This is a genomic window from Rathayibacter tanaceti, from assembly GCF_001634385.1.
Taxonomy (GTDB): domain Bacteria; phylum Actinomycetota; class Actinomycetes; order Actinomycetales; family Microbacteriaceae; genus Rathayibacter; species Rathayibacter tanaceti.
The window spans coordinates 1-16,781 of the sequence record NZ_LIIN01000067.1; the positions used below are offsets into that span (position 1 = coordinate 1).

The window sequence follows — 16,781 nt, forward strand, 5'->3', positions numbered from 1 at the left end:
GCGAAGCCGCGCCCCCCTCCCCTCCCCAACCCAGGAGTCGGCGCGAGGCGTGGGCGGTGCAGTCGCAAGGCGGAGGAGGAAGCGATACCGGCGGTATCGCGCCTGACGACAACGCCGCGACTGCGCCGCCCACGCCTCGCGCGCCGTCAGCGGCGGGTGGCGTCGTCGACCTCGCCGACCAACTCCTCGATGATGTCCTCCAGGAACAGCACTCCCGTGGCCCGGCCCTGCTCGTCGAAGGCGCGCGCGAGGTGCGCGCCGGTGCGGCGCATGATCGCGAGGGCGTCCTCGAGGTCGGTGGCCTCGAAGATCGAGGCGAGTTGGCGGATGCGTTTCGCGGGGACCGGGAGGCGGAACTTCTCGCCCTCGGTGTCCCCGTCGAGGTCGAGCACGTCCTTGAGGTGGATGTAGCCCTCGGGGGTGCCGTCGTCGCCGAGGATCACGTAGCGCGAGAACCCGTGCTTGGCCACGGCGCGTTCGACGTCGGCGGGCGTGGCTCCGCTGGGGAGGCTGACGATGCCGTCGAGGGGCAGGGCGACGTCGTGGACCTTCTTCTCGGTGAACTCGAACGCGGCGAGGAGGGTGCCGGTGGAGTCGCGCAGCGTTCCCTCGCGGGTGGACTGGTCGACGATCGTCTGCACCTCCTCGAGCGTGAAGGTGCTGTTCGCCTCGTCCTTCGGCTCGACCTTGAACAGACGGAGCACCCCGTTCGAGATCGCGTTCAGCGCGACGATGATGGGGCGCAGCACGCGGGCGATCGCGACGAGCGGAGGTGCGAGCAGGAGCACGGCGCGGTCCGGCATCGAGAACGAGATGTTCTTGGGCACCATCTCGCCGAGGACCACGTGCAGGAACGACACGATCAGCAGGGTGATGACGAATGCGACGGTCCCCGAGAGCTCGTCGGGGATGCCGACGGCGTGCAGCGGCACCTCGAGCAGGTGGTGGATCGCCGGCTCGCTGACGTTGAGGATGAGCAGCGAGCAGACGGTGATGCCCAGCTGGGTCGTGGCCAGCATCAGCGTGGCGTGCTCCATGGCTGCCAGCGCGGTGATCGCGCTGCGGCGTCCGCTTTCGGCGAGGGGCTCGATCTGGGAGCGGCGGGCCGAGATGACGGCGAACTCCGCTCCGACGAAGAAGGCGTTCGCAGCGAGGAGCACCACGAGCCAGGCGATTCCTGCCCAGTCACTCATCGTCGGCCTCCTTCCGGCCGCGGTGGCCGTGCGCGACGTCGGCGAGCGGATCGGGGATACCCTCGGGGACAGCCTCCGGATCGGGGGTGAAGCGGAGCCGGTCGATGCGCCGTCCGTCGAGCCGCTCGACGCGGAGCGATCCGCCCTCGACCGCGATCCGGTCGCCGACCGCGGGGAGGCGGCCGAGCTGGCTCATCACGAAGCCGGCGACCGTCTCGTAGGGGCCCTCTGCGGGGATGTGGACGCCGGCACGGTCGAGCACCTCGTCCGGACGCAGCATCCCGGGGAAGGTCGTCGATCCGGGCAGCTTGACGACGTCGGCGCGGGAGCGGTCGTGCTCGTCGGCCACCTCGCCCACGAGCTCCTCGACGAGGTCCTCGAGCGTTGCGACGCCCGCCGTTCCGCCGTACTCGTCGACGACGACGGCGAGCTGGAAGCCCCGGCCGCGCAACTCCGTCAGCAGCACGTCGAGCTTCATGGTCTCGGGGACGCGGAGCGGTTCGGAGCGCAGCGCCGTCACCGGCACCTCGGAGCGCTTGCCGCGCGGCACCGCGACCGCCTGTTTCACGTGCACGACTCCGACGATGTCGTCGATGTCGTCGTCGGTGATCGGGAAGCGCGAGAGGCCGGTGGTGCGGGCGAGGTCGAGCACATCCTGCGCCGTGCTCGCGCGTTCGACGGTCGACAGGCGGAGGCGCGGCGTCATCACATCGCCCGCGGTGAGGGCGGAGAAACGGAGAGTGCGTCCGAGCAGGTCGGCGGTGTCCTCCTCAAGCAGTCCCGCGCTGGCGGAGTGGCGGACGAGGCTCGACAGCTCCTCGGCGCTGCGGGCGCCAGAGAGCTCTTCCTTGGGCTCGATGCCGACGAGCCGCAGCAGGGCGTTCGCGCTGCCGTTGAGCAGGGCGACGGCAGGTCGGAACACGGTGGTGAACGCGGTCTGGAGCGGGACCACGAGCTTGGCGGTCGCCCGCGGCAGCGCCAGCGCGAAGTTCTTGGGCACCAGCTCGCCGAGGATCATCGACAGGAGCGTCGCGATGACGATCGCGACGACTGTCATCACCGGCGCGAGCGCCTCCTCGGGGATGCCGAGGCCGCTGAACGGCTGCTCCAGCAGAGTCGAGAGCGCGGGTTCCATCGTGTAGCCGGTCAGCAACGTCGTCAGCGTGATCCCGAGCTGCGCGCTCGAGAGGTGCGTCGAGGTGACCCGCAGCGCGGCGATGGTCATTCCGAGCCTGGTCTCACCCCGATCGCGGCGGGCCTCGAGATCGGCGCGGTCGAGGTTCACCAGGGCGAACTCGCTGGCGACGAAGACGCCGGTACCCAGTGTCAGCAGCAGGCCGACGCCGAGGAGGAGCCACTCAGTTCCCACGGTGGTCGCCCCCGGTCGGGTGAGGGTGGTCCGAGGAGTGCCGGACGGGCCGGTCCGGGCGCGGATGGGCAGAGGGAGGGTCGTCCATTGTGGGGCAGAGTCTACCGCGGCCAGGGCGCCGACAGTACTCGGCAGCGGTAGGCGCAGCGCCGCTCCCTGCTCGGGGTCAGAGCCACTTCTTCCGCTTGAAGGCCGTGTAGAGCGCGACGCCGAACAGCACCATCAGGCCGAGCGCCCACGGGTAGCCGAGCCGCCAGTGCAGCTCGGGCATATCGTCGAAGTTCATCCCGTAGATGCCGGCGACCAGCGTCGGCGCGAACAGGATCGCCGCCCACGAGGAGATTTTGCGCACCACGTCGTTCTGAGCGAGTCCGGTCTCGGTCTGGCGCCGAGAGACGAGGGTCGAGTGCACGGTGAGCGCCTTGTCAAGGATCGCGCGGAGCGAGTCGACCGCGTCCGTGACCCGGATGGTGTGGTCGAGGACGTCGCGGAGCGAGCGCCGCAGCTCGATCCGCTCGGGCGAGAGGTCGCTCTCGTCGGCCGTCGCCTCCTGGAGCAGCTCGTGCAGCAGCGCCGTGAGCGGCTGCACCGAGCGCTGGAAGTGGATGACCTCGCGCGAGAGCCGGTAGATACGCTCCGAGAGCCCGTCGTCCGAGTCGTCGCCGAAGAGCTGGTCCTCGATCTCGTCCACGTCGCCCTGCACGCCGGAGACCACGGGCGCGTACTCGTCGACGACCTGGTCGAGGATCGCGTAGAGCACCGCCTCCGGCCCGCGGGCCAGCAGCGCTGGATCCTCCTCGAGCCGGCGGCGCACCCGGGCGAGGTCCGGGGAGTCGGCGTGCCGGATGGTCACGACGAAGTCGGGGCCGACGAACACGTGCAGTTCCCCGAACACGACGGTCTCGGCCGCGTCTACGTAGCGCGCGGGCCGCAGCACCACGAAGAGCCCGTCGTCGTAGCGCTCGAGCTTCGCCCTCTGGTGTCCGCTCAGGGCGTCCTCGACGGCCAGCGGGTGCAGGCCGAACTCTTCCGCGACAGCCTCGACCTCCTCGCGGGTCGGGCGGTGGAGCCCGATCCACGCCATGCCGTGCTCTTCGCGCATCAGCTCGAAGGTGTCCTCGAGCGACTCCGGGTCGCTGATGCGGTGGCCGCCGACGTACACGGCGTTGTCGACGATGGTCATGGGGTCGGTTCTAGCACGCGGGCACAGCTCACCAGCTGACGGGGAGCGCCTTGCCCTCCTCGTAGCCCGCGGCCGACTGCAATCCCACGTGCGCGCGCTCGTGGAAGTCGGTCACGCTCCGCGCGCCGGCGTAGGTGAAGGACGAGCGCACGCCCGAGGTGATCATGTCCAGCAGGTCCTCGACCGAGGGGCGCAACGGGTCGAGGTAGATGGTGGAGGACGAGATGCCCTCGGCGAAGAGGCGCTTGCGGGCCAGCTCGTAGGCGTCGAGGCGGTCGAAGCGCTCCTGCACGGCCTTCGCCGACGCCATGCCCCAGCTCTCCTTGTAGACCCGGCCGACCGTGTCGCTGCGCAGCTCTCCCGGCGCCTCGATCGTGCCCGCGAACCAGGATCCGATCATCACGGAGGCGGCACCCGCGGCCAGCGCGAGAGCGACGTCGCGCGGGTAGCGCACCCCGCCGTCCGCCCAGACGTGTGCGCCCAGCTCGTGCGCGCGTTCGGCCGTCTCGAGGACCGCCGAGAACTGCGGGCGGCCGACGGCCGTCATCATCCGGGTCGTACACATCGCGCCCGGGCCGACTCCGACCTTGAGGATGTCCGCGCCGGCGTCGACGAGATCGTGCACGGCCTCGGCGGTGACGATGTTGCCGGCGGCGATCGGAACGCCGAGATCCAGCGCCGCGACGGTGCGCAGGGCCCGGAGCATCCCCTCCTGGTGGCCGTGCGCAGTGTCGAGCACCAGCACGTCGACTCCGGCCGCGACGAGGGCGCGCGCCTTCGCCTCGACATCGCCGTTGATGCCGACCGCCGCCGCGACGCGCAGGCGGCCGTCGGCGTCGAGCGCGGGGTCGTAGATGGTGGAGCGGAGGGCGCCGGTGCGCGAGAGCGTGCCGACCAGGGCGCCGTGGTGCAGCACCGGGGCGAAGTCGAGGTCGGCCGCGACCATCAGATCGAAGGCGGCGCGGGCAGTGGGCACGTCGTCGGCGTCGATCGAGGGGGCGGCACCGTGCACGAGATCGCCCAGCAGGGCGTCCGGCAGAGCGGTGGCGAGACGCGAGGCCGGGACGCAGCCGAGGATCGCGCCGTCCGCCTCCTGCACGACGAAGCCGTGGCCGGCGACGGCCGGGAGGATCGTGAGCGCCTCCTCCACCGTCGTCCCCGGTGCCGCAGTGAGGGCGCCGGAGAAGGCGACGGGCTGGCGCTTCACCCAGCGGATGGCGGCATCGAGGGCCTGCAGCGGCATGTCCTGCGGGAGCACGCCGAGGCCGCCGCGGCGCGCGAGAGCGGCCGCGAGCCGCTGACCCGTGACCGAGTTCATGTTCGAGGAGACGATCGGGATGGTCGCGCCCGTGCCGTCGCCGGGAGCCAGGGAGACGTCGAGCCGGCTTGTCACCGAGGAGCGGCCGGGGACGAGGAACACGTCCGAGTAGGTGAGGTCGCCTGAGGGTGCTCCGCCGGAGAAACGCATGGGGAGAACGCTACTCCGGCGCGGCCCCGGGTCGGCCGTGCGGGATCCGGGCTAGGCTTGGCGACGGGGACGGGACCAGGCTCGGGCACCGCGTCTCTCGCGGCCGAGGACGACCTCCTCCTCCGCGGTGGAGAGCGCGGAGGGATGCGACGGGCCCGTCCGGATGATCGAGACAACGCGAATCAACGGAGAGAGTGGGCGATCGGCTGTGTCGAGCCAGTTGACCGGAGCAGGAACAGAGCAGGGCGCGGAGGACTTCGGGGCCAACGAGTGGCTCGTGGAGGAGCTGTACGAGCAGTACAGTGCCGACCGCGCCTCGGTGGACGAGTCCTGGTGGCCGATCCTGGAGCGCTACGGGGCCCAGCTCGCAGGGGGTGGCACAGACCCCGCAGCCGCTGCGAAGCCCGCCTCCGCTCCGGTCGCCGAGCGCGTGTCCACGAGCGCGGGAGGTGCCGTGACCCATCCCGTCACGACACCCTCCGATACGGCTCCCGCCTCGCGCACCACCTCCAAGCAGCCGAAGGCCCAGCCCATCCCCGCCGACGCGCCGGTGAGCGGGCCCGCGCCCCAGGAGTCCGCCCCGGAGGAGGCGGACACGGTCACCCCGCTGCGCGGCATGGCGAAGAGCCTCGCCACCAACATGGACGCCAGTCTCACGATCCCCACCGCCACGAGCGTCCGCACGATCCCGGCGAAGCTGATGATCGACAACCGCATCGTGATCAACAACCACCTGCGACGCACCCGCGGCGGCAAGGTCTCGTTCACGCACCTGATCGGCTGGGCGCTGATCCGGGCGCTGAAGGACTTCCCGAGCCAGAACGTGTTCTACGACGAGGTCGACGGCAAGCCCGCCGTGGTGGCTCCGGCGCACGTGAACCTCGGCATCGCGATCGACATGCCCAAGCCCGACGGCACGCGCGCCCTCCTCGTCCCGAGCATCAAGCGCGCCGACACCCTCACCTTCACCGCCTACCTCGCCGCCTACGAGGACCTCGTCAAGCGCGCCCGCGGCAACAAGCTCGTCGCCGGTGACTTCGCCGGGACCACCCTCTCGCTCACGAACCCCGGCGGCATCGGCACGGTCCACTCCGTCCCCCGCCTGATGAAGGGCCAGGGCTGCATCATCGGAGCCGGCGCCCTCGAGTACCCCGCCGAGTTCCAGGGTGCGTCCGAGAAGACGCTGGTCGAGCTGGGCATCGGCAAGACCATCACCCTGACCTCGACCTACGACCACCGCGTCATCCAGGGCGCGGGCTCGGGCGAGTTCCTCAAGATCGTGCACGAGCTGCTGCTCGGCGGGCGCGACTTCTACGAGGACATCTTCGCGGCGCTGCGCATCCCCTACGACCCGATCCACTGGTCGACCGACATCGCCGTCGACCTCGCCGAGCGCGTCTCGAAGACCGCCCGCGTGCAGGAGCTCATCAACTCGTTCCGCGTCCGCGGCCACCTGATGGCCGACGTCGACCCGCTCGAGTACGTGCAGCGCTCGCACCCCGACCTCGCCATCGAGAGCCACGGACTCACCTTCTGGGACCTCGACCGCGAGTTCGTCACGGACGGCTTCGGCGGCGCGCGCCAGCTCAAGCTGCGCGACATCCTCGGCATCCTGCGCGATTCCTACTGCCGCACGGTCGGCGTCGAATACATGCACATCCAGGATCCCGAGCAGCGCGCCTGGATGCAGCAGAAGCTCGAACGGGGCTACGAGAAGCCCGGGCACGACGAGCAGCTGCGCATCCTCGGCAAGCTCAACGAGGCCGAGGCCTTCGAGACCTTCCTGCAGACCAAGTACGTCGGTCAGAAGCGCTTCTCGCTCGAGGGAGGGGAGTCGCTCATCGCTCTGCTCGACGCCGTCCTCCAGGGGGCGGCCGACGAGAAGCTCGACGAGGTCGCGATCGGCATGGCCCACCGCGGCCGCCTCAACGTGCTGACGAACATCGCCGGCAAGACCTACGGCCAGATCTTCCGCGAGTTCGAGGGCACGCAGGATCCGCGCACCGTCCAGGGCTCCGGAGACGTGAAATACCACCTCGGCACCGAGGGCACCTTCCGCGGCGCGGCCGGCGAGGAGATCCCCGTCTACCTCGCCGCGAACCCCTCGCACCTCGAGGCGGTCAACGGCGTGCTCGAGGGCATCGTGCGCGCCAAGCAGGACCGCAAGCCGATCGGCACCTTCACGACCCTGCCGATCCTCGTCCACGGCGACGCCGCGATGGCCGGTCAGGGCGTGGTCGTCGAGACCCTCCAGATGTCGCAGCTGCGGGCCTACCGCACCGGCGGCACGATCCACATCAACATCAACAACCAGGTCGGATTCACGACCCCGCCGCACGAGGCGCGCACCTCGATCTACTCGACCGACGGCGCCAAGTCGATCCAGGCTCCGATCTTCCACGTGAACGGCGACGACCCCGAGGCCGTCGTGCACGTCGGGCAGCTCGCGTTCGAGTACCGCCAGCGCTTCAACCGCGACGTGGTCATCGACCTGATCTGCTACCGCCGCCGCGGGCACAACGAGGGCGACGACCCCTCGATGACCCAGCCGCTGATGTACAGCCTGATCGAGGCCAAGCGCTCGGTCCGCAAGCTCTACACCGAGGCGCTCGTCGGCCGCGGCGACATCACCGAGGAGGAGTACGCCCGCGCGCACCAGGACTTCCAGGACCGGTTGGAGCGAGCCTTCGCCGAGACGCACGCGGCGCAGACCGGCGCGATCCCCGTGATCACCGCCGACGGCGACTCCGTGGCCGACCTCGAGCTGCCGGACGCGCAGCGGGGCGAGGACTACCCGGGCGAGCCCGAGGTGACGGGAGTGAAGAACGAGGTCATCACCCGCATCGGCGACGCGTTCACCACCCCGCCCGAGGGCTTCACCGTGCACCCCAAGCTCCAGCAGCTGCTGGCGAAGCGCCAGGAGATGAGCCGCTCCGGCTCGATCGACTGGGCGTTCGGCGAGCTGCTCGCGCTCGGCTCCCTGCTGCTCGAGGACACCCCGGTGCGCCTCGTCGGCCAGGACACCCGCCGCGGCACCTTCGTGCAGCGCCACGCCGTGCTGCACGACCGCGAGAACGGGCAGGAGTGGCTGCCGCTGATGAACCTGTCGGAGCAGCAGGCGCGGCTCTGGATCTACGACTCGCTGCTCTCGGAGTATGCGGCGATGGCGTTCGAGTACGGCTACTCGGTCGAGCGGCCCGACTCCCTCGTGCTGTGGGAGGCGCAGTTCGGCGACTTCGCGAACGGCGCGCAGATCGTGATCGACGAGTTCATCTCGTCGGCCGAGCAGAAGTGGGGCCAGCGCTCGTCGCTCGTGCTCCTGCTCCCCCACGGCTACGAGGGGCAGGGGCCCGACCACTCCTCCGCCCGGATCGAGCGCTACCTCCAGATGTGCGCCGAGCGGAACATGACGGTCGCGCGCCCGTCGACGCCCGCGTCGTACTTCCACCTGCTACGCCGCCAGGCCTACTCGCGACCGCGCCGCCCGCTGATCGTCTTCACCCCGAAGGCGATGCTGAGACTGCGCGGAGCCTCGAGCCCTGTCGAGGCGTTCACCTCGGGCCGCTTCGAGCCGGTGATCGACGACGCGCGCATCCAGGACGCATCGACCGTGAAGCGCGTGCTTCTGCACGCCGGCAAGGTGCACTACGACCTCAAGGCCGAACTCGAGAAGAAGCCGGACGACGGCATCGCGCTGGTCCGGGTCGAGCAGTACTATCCCGCGCCGATCGAGGAGCTGCGCGGCATCGCCGAGCGCTACCCCGACGCGGAGTTCGTCTGGGTCCAGGACGAGCCCGAGAACCAGGGGGCGTGGCCGTTCATCGCGCTCGAGGTCGCGCCGCAGCTCGGGCGGCCGATCCGAGTCGTGTCCCGGCCGTCCGCGGCGTCGCCCGCTGCGGGCTCGGCCAAGCGCCACGCGTCCGAGCAGGCCGACCTGCTGTCGAGGGCGCTCGCCCGCTGACGTTCGAACGCATCGCCGCCGAGCGCACCCCGGCCGATCGAGGGACCTGCCGATGCAGGCCGTCTCGACGGACCGGGGTTCCCTCGGTGCGGTGGCGCTCCTCAGGGGCGGCGGCTAGAGGCGGGCGGGAGTGGGAGTGTGGCTGGCCTGCTCATCTCGTAGCATGCCGAGGACCTGAGCGCGGAGGTCCTCGGGAGCCGTCTCTGTACAGGCGCGCTGCACGGCCATGGTCAGCACGACGCCGACCTTCGCCTCGTCAGCGCAGTCGACGCATCCGACCATGTGCTCACGGATGTCGGCGGCGTCCTCCTTGCACAGCTCGTTGTGGAGGTACTCCTCGAGCTCGGCCTTGGCCTTCGTGCAGCCGCTGTCGGTCATTTCGTGCTCCCGGAGGTGAATGCGGCGCGGAAGCCGCGCTCGCGTGCGTAGTCGGTGAGTCGTTCGCGCAGCATGCGGCGGCCACGGTGCAGCCGGCTCATGACGGTCCCGACGGGGGTCTTCATGATGTCCGCGATCTCCTGGTAGGAGAATCCCTCCACGTCCGCGAAGTAGACGGCGAGCCGGAAGTCCTCGGGGATCGCCTGTAGCGCCTCCTTGACCGCGGTGTCCGGGAGGTGGTCGATCGCCTCCGCCTCGGCCGAACGGCTTGAGGTGGCCGTGGTGGACTCGGCGCCGCCGAGCTGCCAGTCCTCGAGCTCGTCGATCGCGCTCTGGTAGGGCTCGCGCTGCTTCTTGCGGTAGGAGTTGATGAACGTGTTGGTGAGGATCCGGTAGAGCCAGGCCTTGAGGTTCGTGCCCTGCTGGAACTGCCGGAACGCGCCGAACGCTTGGCGAACGTCTCCTGCACGAGGTCCTGGGCGTCGGAGGGGTTCTTCGTCATCCGCAGACCGGCCGCGTAGAGCTGGTCGATGAACGGCAGGGCCTGCTCCTCGAAGAGTGCGCGGAGATCGACCGGAGCATCCGCTGGAGCGTCGTCGAACGACTCCTCGACGGTCTCCTCGATCGTCTGCTCCCCCTCGGCGGCGCGGCGCCTCGTCGGCGGGGCTGGTGCGGGGTACGTCGTCGCGAGTCATCACCAGCGATTCTAGAGCGGAGGCGCTCACGCCGACCGGGGTTGCGGGCCGGCGCCGGCGCCGTGCGGGCGTTCGCACGCTCCGCGGCACCGCGCCCGTCCCGGCCGTTGTCGCCGTGCTCCGCGACACCGTCGCCGTGCTCACCGTCGCCGTGCTCATTGCCGCCATGCTCCGCCTCCGCCGCTGCCGCCGACTCCCTGTCGGCCGACTATCCTGACAACCGATGGTCTTCTCGCGTTATTCCGCTCCCGAGTTCGATCCGTACGGCGACGCCCGTGCGCTCCCCGGCGATGACGCGTGGCCCGCGCCCGCGGCATCCGGCGCCCTCGACGCCGAGATCGCCCTGCCGGGCTCGAAGTCCCTCACCAACCGCGAGCTCGTCCTCTCGGCCCTCGCCGACGGACCCTCCACCCTGCGTGCGCCGCTGCACTCGCGCGACAGCTCGCTGATGATCGACGCTCTACGGTCACTGGGCACGGGCATCCGCGAGTCGGGTGCAACCGGAGACTTCGGCTCCGACCTGGTGATCGAGCCGGCGGAGGAACTGCTGGGCTCGACCACGATCGACTGCGGCCTCGCGGGGACGGTCATGCGCTTCGTGCCCCCGCTCGCCGGGCTCGCGCTCGGGCCCACCACGTTCGACGGAGACGCCTACGCGGCCAAGCGGCCGATGGGGGCGACGATCGCCTCCCTCCGCTCGCTCGGCGTCGACGTGGCCGACGACGGTCGTGGCGCGCTCCCCTTTACTGTGCACGGGTCCGGCTCGGTCCGCGGGGGCGACGCCGTCGTCGACGCCTCACGGTCGAGCCAGTTCGTCTCGGCCCTGGTGCTGGCGGGCGCACGCTTCGACGACGGGCTCCGCCTCCGCCACGAGGGCCGCGCGCTGCCGAGCCAGCCGCACATCGACATGACGATCGCGGCACTCGCCGCCCGGGGAGTCGAGGTCGGCACCCCTGCGCCGGGAGAGTGGACCGTCGCCGCGCAGACGATCGCCGGAGCCGATGTGCTGATCGAGCCCGATCTCTCGAACGCCGCTCCCTTCCTGGCGGCGGCACTGGTCACGGGCGGCCGGGTGCGGCTGCGCCACTGGCCCGCCGTCACCACGCAGGTCGGCGCCCACCTCGAGCGGATCCTGCCGCTGTTCGGTGCCACTGTCGAGCGCGACGGGGACGCCCTCGTCGTGACCGGCGGCGACGAGATCCTCGGCGTCGATCTCGATCTCTCCGAGGGAGGCGAGCTCGCGCCGGCCCTCGCCGCCCTCGCCGCACTCGCGAGCACGCCGAGCACGCTGAGGGGAATCGGCCACATCCGCCACCACGAGACCGACCGACTCGCCGCGCTCGCGGCCGAGATCAGCGGTCTCGGCGGCGACGTGGTCGAGACGGAGGACGGCCTCCGGATCGAGCCGGCCGAACTGCACGGCGGACGCTGGCGCACCTACTCCGATCACAGGATGGCGCACGCCGGCGCCTGATCGGGTTGGTCGTGCCGGGCGTCGTGATTGAGGACATCGCCACGACGGCGAAGACGCTTCCGCAGTTCCCCGCGCTGTGGACCACCCTCGCCGGATCGGCCTGACCTGTGTCGTGGTGGACGGACAGCGGCCTCGACGCCGACGGCGTGCTCGACGACTTCGACGGCTACGACGAATCGGACGCCCGGGTGAGGCCGAATCCGAAGGGGACGAAGCCCCGCACGAAGAACCGGCCCGCCTACCAGGACGCCGAGATCGCGATGGTGCTCGGCGTCGACCGCGGGCGCTACACGGTGATGATCGGCGACGGGACGCCCGAGGAGCACGAGTTCACCGCCGCGCGGGCCCGCGAACTGCGACGGCAGGCCATCGTCGCGGGCGACCGGGTCGACGTCGTCGGCGACTCCAGCGGCGATGAGGGGACCCTCGCTCGCATCGTCCGCATCCGGGAGCGCACGACGCTGCTGCGGCGCAGCGCCGACGACACGGATGCGATCGAGCGCGTGATCGTGGCGAACGCCGATCAGATGCTCTGCGTCGTCGCCGCGGCCGACCCCGAGCCACGCACGCGCCTGGTCGACCGCTACCTCGTCGCGGCCTTCGACGCCGGAATCACTCCGATGCTCTGCATCACCAAGACCGACCTCGCCGATCCCGCTCCGTTCCTGCGCAACTTCGAGGGGCTCGACCTGCGCGTGTTCCTCTCGAGCCAGGACGAGCCGCCCGTCGACGAGATCGCCGAGGCCCTGCTCGGTCACGAGACGGTCGTCGTCGGGCACTCCGGTGTGGGCAAGTCGACCCTGGTCAACAGGCTGGTACCGGATGCGCACCGCGCGACAGGGCACGTCAACACCGTGACCGGCCGCGGCCGGCACACCTCCTCCTCCACCGTCTCACTGCGCGTGGAACGCGGCGACCGCCACGGCTGGGTGATCGACACCCCGGGCGTGCGCTCGTTCGGCCTGGGGCACGTGAACACCGACAACATCCTCGGAGCCTTCACGACGCTCGCCGAAATCGCCCGGGAGTGCCCTCGCGGCTGCACGCACCTGCCCGACTCCCCGGACTGCGCGATCGTCGAGGCCGTTGAAGGAGGCCTGCTCGGTGCGAGCGGACCCGAGCGGCTCGACTCGCTCCAGCGACTCCTGACCACCTTCACCACCACCGACGGAAGCAGACGATGACCGACCTCTCCCCTGTCACCGCCCAAGCGCGACTCGCCGCCGGCGACACCGCCCCCGCCTTCACGCTGCCGAACCAGGACGGCGAGCCCGTCTCTCTCGCCGACTACCGCGGGCGGCGCGTCATCCTGTTCTTCTACCCGGAGGCCGACACCCCCGGCTGCACGACGGAGGCCTGCGACTTCCGCGACAACGCGGCCTCGCTTCGGGACTCCGGCTACGAGGTGCTCGGACTCTCTCGCGACACTCCGGAGGCGCTGCGGCGCTGGGCGGACGCGCAGAGCATCGCCTACCCGCTGCTGAGCGACCCCGACATGACGGCACACCGCGCCTACGCGGTGTGGGGCGAGAAGAGCCTCTACGGCAAGACCGTGGTGGGCGTGCTGCGCTCGACCTTCGTCGTCGGAGCGGAGGGCGCGCTCGAGTTCGCGCAGTACGGCGTCCGGGCGACCGGGCACGTGCAGGCGCTGCGCAAGAAGTTGAAGCTGGTGTGATTTCTGGCGCGCGATGAGGCTCCTCGCGCGCCATCGCGACGCCGCCGCTCGGCTCTTCTGCGAGCATCTCTCACGTCGATGTGAGCGGCACCGCCCGGTGCCCCGTCGGAACGAGGGGTGGACAGGGTGCGCTCGAAGGTTCGCAGGACGATGGTCGGAGCGGCGATCGCGGCCGTGGTCGCAGTGCTGGCGGGCTGCACGCCGCCGGAGCCGCCGCCGCTCGCCGCCGCGAAGGTGCTGCAGTCCGTCTCGATCGGCCTGTCGACCAATGGCGCCGTCGGCGAGATCGAGGGGACGGCGCTCGGCGTCGGGGAGGATCCATCCGACACCACGGTCGCCACCACCACCTACGATCCCGCCGCGGTCGCCGCCGATCTGCCGGTCCGGGTCCGCTCCTCGTGGCGCACCGCCGATGCCTCTGGGACCGATCTGGCCGAGCTCGCGGGCCGATCGGGGCGGGTCGAGATCTCGCTCGCAGTCGAGAACCTGACGGTCCACGCCGAGGAGGTCGCGTTCGACGTGGCCGGGCGCTCAGCGAGCCGCAGCGCACTCGTGGGCGCTCCGCTGACGGTCGCCGCCTCCACCGTGCTGCCGGGCGTCTCCCCGAGCAATGTGGTCACCGAGGACGAGTCTGGTACCGTCACGAACGGGGTGCTCAGCCGCGACGACCACGGCGACGCCGTCGTCCAGTGGGCCTCGCTCCTCGCCCCGCCCGGAGGAGGCGCGACCGCCACGCTGACCCTCGTCGCCGACGTCGACGACTTCGCCGTCCCCGCCTTCGATCTGGCCGTCCAGCCCGGGTTGAGCACCGATCCCACCACCGCAGGCGCGCTCGATGCCGCCTTCGACTCCGGAGACGCCTCGCCGCTCGCCCTCGAGCGCCGCACGATCGAGGTCATCACCTCGGTGGACGACCTGCTGACGCAGGCGGGCACGACCGTGGCCGAGGTGCGGACCTCGCTCGACGCGACCTCCGAGACGCTGGGTATCCGCACGGCCGAGGAGCTGCGGACCAGCACCGCCTCGACGGCGGCCTCGATGCAGGGGCTCTCGGGGCAGCTGGCCACGCTGAAGACCCAGCTCTCGTCGACGGTGTCGGGCACCGAATCCGGACTGCTGCAGCAGCTCTCGCAGGCGATCGACGCGGTCGACGCGATGCTGGGCGACACCTCCGCCGCGGTGCCGTCGCCGGAGCTCTCAGGAAGCGGCTGCACTGTCGCGGCCACGGGCGCCAGCGGCACCTCGGGTTCGATCTACTCGGAGCTGCTGCGACTCACCTCCGAGCTGGACGCCTACGGAACGGCGGCCGCGTCCTGCCGCGACGAGGTCGTCGCCTCTCTGCGCAGCGCCGTCGGACCGGCGGAACCCTCCGCCCAGAGCTGCGCCGCTCCGTCGATGACCTGCTCGCTCGCGGCGTCCGGAGCCGCCGTCGACACCGTGCTGCTCGGGATGCTCGGCCGCGGGCAGAGCCTCGTGGACTCCCTGCAGCCGGAGCTGATGGCCGGTGTGGAGTCCGATTACGCGGCGCTCTCGAGCCGGGTCGACGCGACCTCGGCCGCGGTCGACGCTCTGGCGGACCCGAGCGGGTCCGTCGCGCAGACCCTCGCCGGGCTCTCGACGACTCTGGACGGGCTCGACACCGACACCGGCGAGCTGGAGAAGGCCGTCACCTCGGTCGGCGCGACCGCGAAGACGGCCCTCGACGAGCTCGGGACCCCGACGACGGCCGGCTCGCTGTCTGCGCAGAACCATGAGCTGGCCGACCGGCTCTGCGAGCTTCTGCCCGCGATTCCGGCGCCCACGATTCCAGCCCCCGCGACGACGCCGCGCGCGACGAGCGCCCCCTCGGCAGTCCCGCGGGGCTCCATCGAGGAGCTCCGGGCCTACCTCACCGGAACGCCCTGCTCCGGCAAGGGCCGCCTCGACACACCTGACGGCTACTCCGCCCCGATGGCCGACCGGCTCCGCGCGCAGGTCGGCGCGTGGACGTCGGTCGCATCGATCACCGGCGACACCGGCGCGGGCGCCGACCTCGCCGCACTGCGGACCGCTCTCGCCTCAGTACGGAGCGACGTGGCTGCGACCGGCGCGACGGCCGGCGCCGACGACTCCCGCCTCGCCGGGCTGCTCGCCGCTCTCCGCGCGAGCGCCGCCGCACTGAGCACGCAGCGAGACGCCCTCGGCGCACGAGTCGATGCGCTCGGCACTCAGCAGGACGCCCTCGCTCCGGCGATTCAGCAAGCGTTCGCCGAGGCCGACTCGGCCGCGTCCTCCGCAGTCGCCGCGCTCCTCGACGCTCAGGTGCGGCGGGTCTCGACCCGTTCCGCGGCCGACGCCGACGCGATCACCGCGATGTTCGACCGCTCGGTGTCGGGACTGCACGAGGCGGCGGCCGATATCGGGACCGACGGCGCCGCGACCGTCGACGCCGAGCACCAGGCGCTGAGCACCGCCGAAGCACGGATCGGCGAGGCGGTGACCGAGCGCACCCGCGACTCGCTCGCGAGCATCGCCACGACGATCGACGCCTCCACCCGTGACACCGACGGCGCCTCGGCCCTGCTGGCCGCCGATCTGCACAAGGTGCTGCTCGATCTGGGAGACCGGACGGTCGGCGGGTCCGGGCTCCTCGGATCGATGACGACGAGCGCCGCGAAGGTCGGCACTGCCGACGTGCAGCTCGCCCTCGCCTCGCAGAGCGCGCAGGGCTACGCCGCCGTCCGCTCCGAGGATGTCTCCGGGATCCTGCTCGCCCAGGCCCAGGAGCGCGCCTCAATCCAGGCGGCGGACACACTCCCGGCCTTCCACCTCGACGTCCCGGAGGGCGCTCACTCGCAGACCGTCTACTCCTTCCGGATCGGGGACGGGCAATGACCCGCCTCGGTCGGCGCGCCGCAGAGCGCCCCCACCTCCATCCCCGTCGCCAGACTCTGATCCTGCTCGGCGGCGGAGTCGGCGCGCTGCTGCTCCTGGGCGGCGTGCTGATCGCACTCCTGCCTCCGCGGCCGGCGCCGACCACGACGGTCGCCGAGCTCCCGGTCGGGCTCTCCTGCGCTCGCGTACCGGAAGGGCTGACCTTCGGCGTGGTCGTCTCGCTCAGCTCGGCGCCAGGCGAAGGCGCGGAGTGGAAGGACGCGGCGAACGGAACCGTCGCCGCCGCGCACCGCTTCGCGATGGGCGGCTGCAAGGTCGATCTCGTCGCCGCCGACGACCACGGGACGCCCGAGGGAGCGCGCGCTGCGGTCGAGGAGCTTGCCGGCAAGCAGGTGTCGGGCCTCGTGCTCGCGACCGACGGCGCACACACGGGTGCGGCGGCGGACGCCGCGCGCGCCGCCGGGATCGCGGCCGTCCTGCCCTACGACAGCGACCCGGCCGCGGCGGGCGA

The 16,781-nt window shown here is 71.3% G+C and carries 10 protein-coding genes and 2 pseudogenes; 6 read left to right on the forward strand and 6 right to left on the reverse strand.

Annotation, left to right across the window (positions count from 1 at the left end; translation table 11 throughout):
• Nucleotides 1-146: 146 nt before the first annotated feature.
• The 4 genes from ACH61_RS09395 to guaB1 form a co-directional block, all read right to left on the reverse strand.
• Entirely contained in the window at nt 147-1,193 is a 1,047-nt protein-coding gene (locus ACH61_RS09395; protein WP_068211502.1) for a hemolysin family protein, read from the reverse strand.
• Nucleotides 1,186-2,562, reverse strand: coding sequence for a hemolysin family protein (locus tag ACH61_RS09400; RefSeq protein WP_082845158.1), 1,377 nt, complete (start codon nt 2,560-2,562; stop codon nt 1,186-1,188). The genes ACH61_RS09395 and ACH61_RS09400 overlap by 8 nt, the downstream gene beginning before the upstream one ends.
• 166 nt (nt 2,563-2,728) lie before the next feature.
• A complete protein-coding gene (gene corA / locus ACH61_RS09405) occupies nt 2,729-3,745 on the reverse strand; it encodes a magnesium/cobalt transporter CorA (protein ID WP_068211505.1) in 1,017 nt (338 codons plus the stop codon).
• Between the two features lie 28 nt (nt 3,746-3,773).
• Nucleotides 3,774-5,213 carry a GMP reductase gene (gene guaB1 / locus ACH61_RS09410; protein ID WP_068211508.1) on the reverse strand — a complete coding sequence of 480 codons (1,440 nt, stop codon included), beginning with the start codon at nt 5,211-5,213 and terminating at the stop codon, nt 3,774-3,776.
• 208 nt (nt 5,214-5,421) lie between these two features.
• On the opposite strand from guaB1, the gene ACH61_RS09415 reads away from it, so the two are divergent.
• Nucleotides 5,422-9,174: a multifunctional oxoglutarate decarboxylase/oxoglutarate dehydrogenase thiamine pyrophosphate-binding subunit/dihydrolipoyllysine-residue succinyltransferase subunit gene (locus tag ACH61_RS09415; protein ID WP_199220805.1), complete on the forward strand. Its 3,753-nt coding sequence runs from the start codon at nt 5,422-5,424 to the stop codon at nt 9,172-9,174.
• Nucleotides 9,175-9,288: 114 nt separating this feature from the next.
• Here the strand turns inward: ACH61_RS09415 and ACH61_RS09420 are convergent, their stop codons facing one another.
• Nucleotides 9,289-9,552 (reverse strand): zf-HC2 domain-containing protein, encoded by a 264-nt coding sequence (locus ACH61_RS09420; RefSeq protein ID WP_068211511.1) that lies wholly within the window; start codon nt 9,550-9,552, stop codon nt 9,289-9,291.
• A pseudogene (locus ACH61_RS09425) lies at nt 9,549-10,177 on the reverse strand (sigma-70 family RNA polymerase sigma factor). Before ACH61_RS09425 ends, ACH61_RS09420 begins: the two are co-directional and overlap by 4 nt.
• Nucleotides 10,178-10,470: 293 nt before the next feature.
• Here ACH61_RS09425 and aroA point away from each other — a divergent pair.
• The 5 genes and pseudogenes from aroA to ACH61_RS09450 all read left to right on the forward strand — a co-directional run.
• Nucleotides 10,471-11,825: pseudogene (gene aroA, locus ACH61_RS09430) on the forward strand (3-phosphoshikimate 1-carboxyvinyltransferase).
• A 3-nt stretch (nt 11,826-11,828) separates the two neighbouring features.
• The gene (gene rsgA / locus ACH61_RS09435) at nt 11,829-12,905 is read left to right on the forward strand and encodes a ribosome small subunit-dependent GTPase A (protein ID WP_068211514.1); all 1,077 of its coding nucleotides are present in this window, start codon (nt 11,829-11,831) and stop codon (nt 12,903-12,905) included.
• Entirely contained in the window at nt 12,902-13,396 is a 495-nt protein-coding gene (bcp, locus tag ACH61_RS09440) for a thioredoxin-dependent thiol peroxidase (protein ID WP_068211517.1), read from the forward strand. Before rsgA ends, bcp begins: the two co-directional genes overlap by 4 nt.
• Nucleotides 13,397-13,522: 126 nt before the next feature.
• The gene (locus tag ACH61_RS09445; RefSeq protein WP_153038829.1) at nt 13,523-16,270 is read left to right on the forward strand and encodes a hypothetical protein; all 2,748 of its coding nucleotides are present in this window, start codon (nt 13,523-13,525) and stop codon (nt 16,268-16,270) included.
• A partial coding sequence (locus ACH61_RS09450) for an ABC transporter substrate-binding protein (protein ID WP_153038830.1) occupies nt 16,267-16,781 on the forward strand: 515 nt, incomplete at its 3' end. The genes ACH61_RS09445 and ACH61_RS09450, both read left to right, overlap by 4 nt.

Bases quoted from the DNA above. Each gene is read 5' to 3' on its own strand.
- ACH61_RS09395 (WP_068211502.1), bottom strand. From the start codon at position 1,193: ATGAGTGACTGGGCAGGAATCGCCTGGCTCGTGGTGCTCCTCGCTGCG.
- corA (WP_068211505.1), bottom strand. From the start codon at position 3,745: ATGACCATCGTCGACAACGCCGTGTACGTCGGCGGCCACCGCATCAGC.
- guaB1 (WP_068211508.1), bottom strand. From the start codon at position 5,213: ATGCGTTTCTCCGGCGGAGCACCCTCAGGCGACCTCACCTACTCGGAC.
- ACH61_RS09420 (WP_068211511.1), bottom strand. From the start codon at position 9,552: ATGACCGACAGCGGCTGCACGAAGGCCAAGGCCGAGCTCGAGGAGTAC.
- bcp (WP_068211517.1), top strand. From the start codon at position 12,902: ATGACCGACCTCTCCCCTGTCACCGCCCAAGCGCGACTCGCCGCCGGC.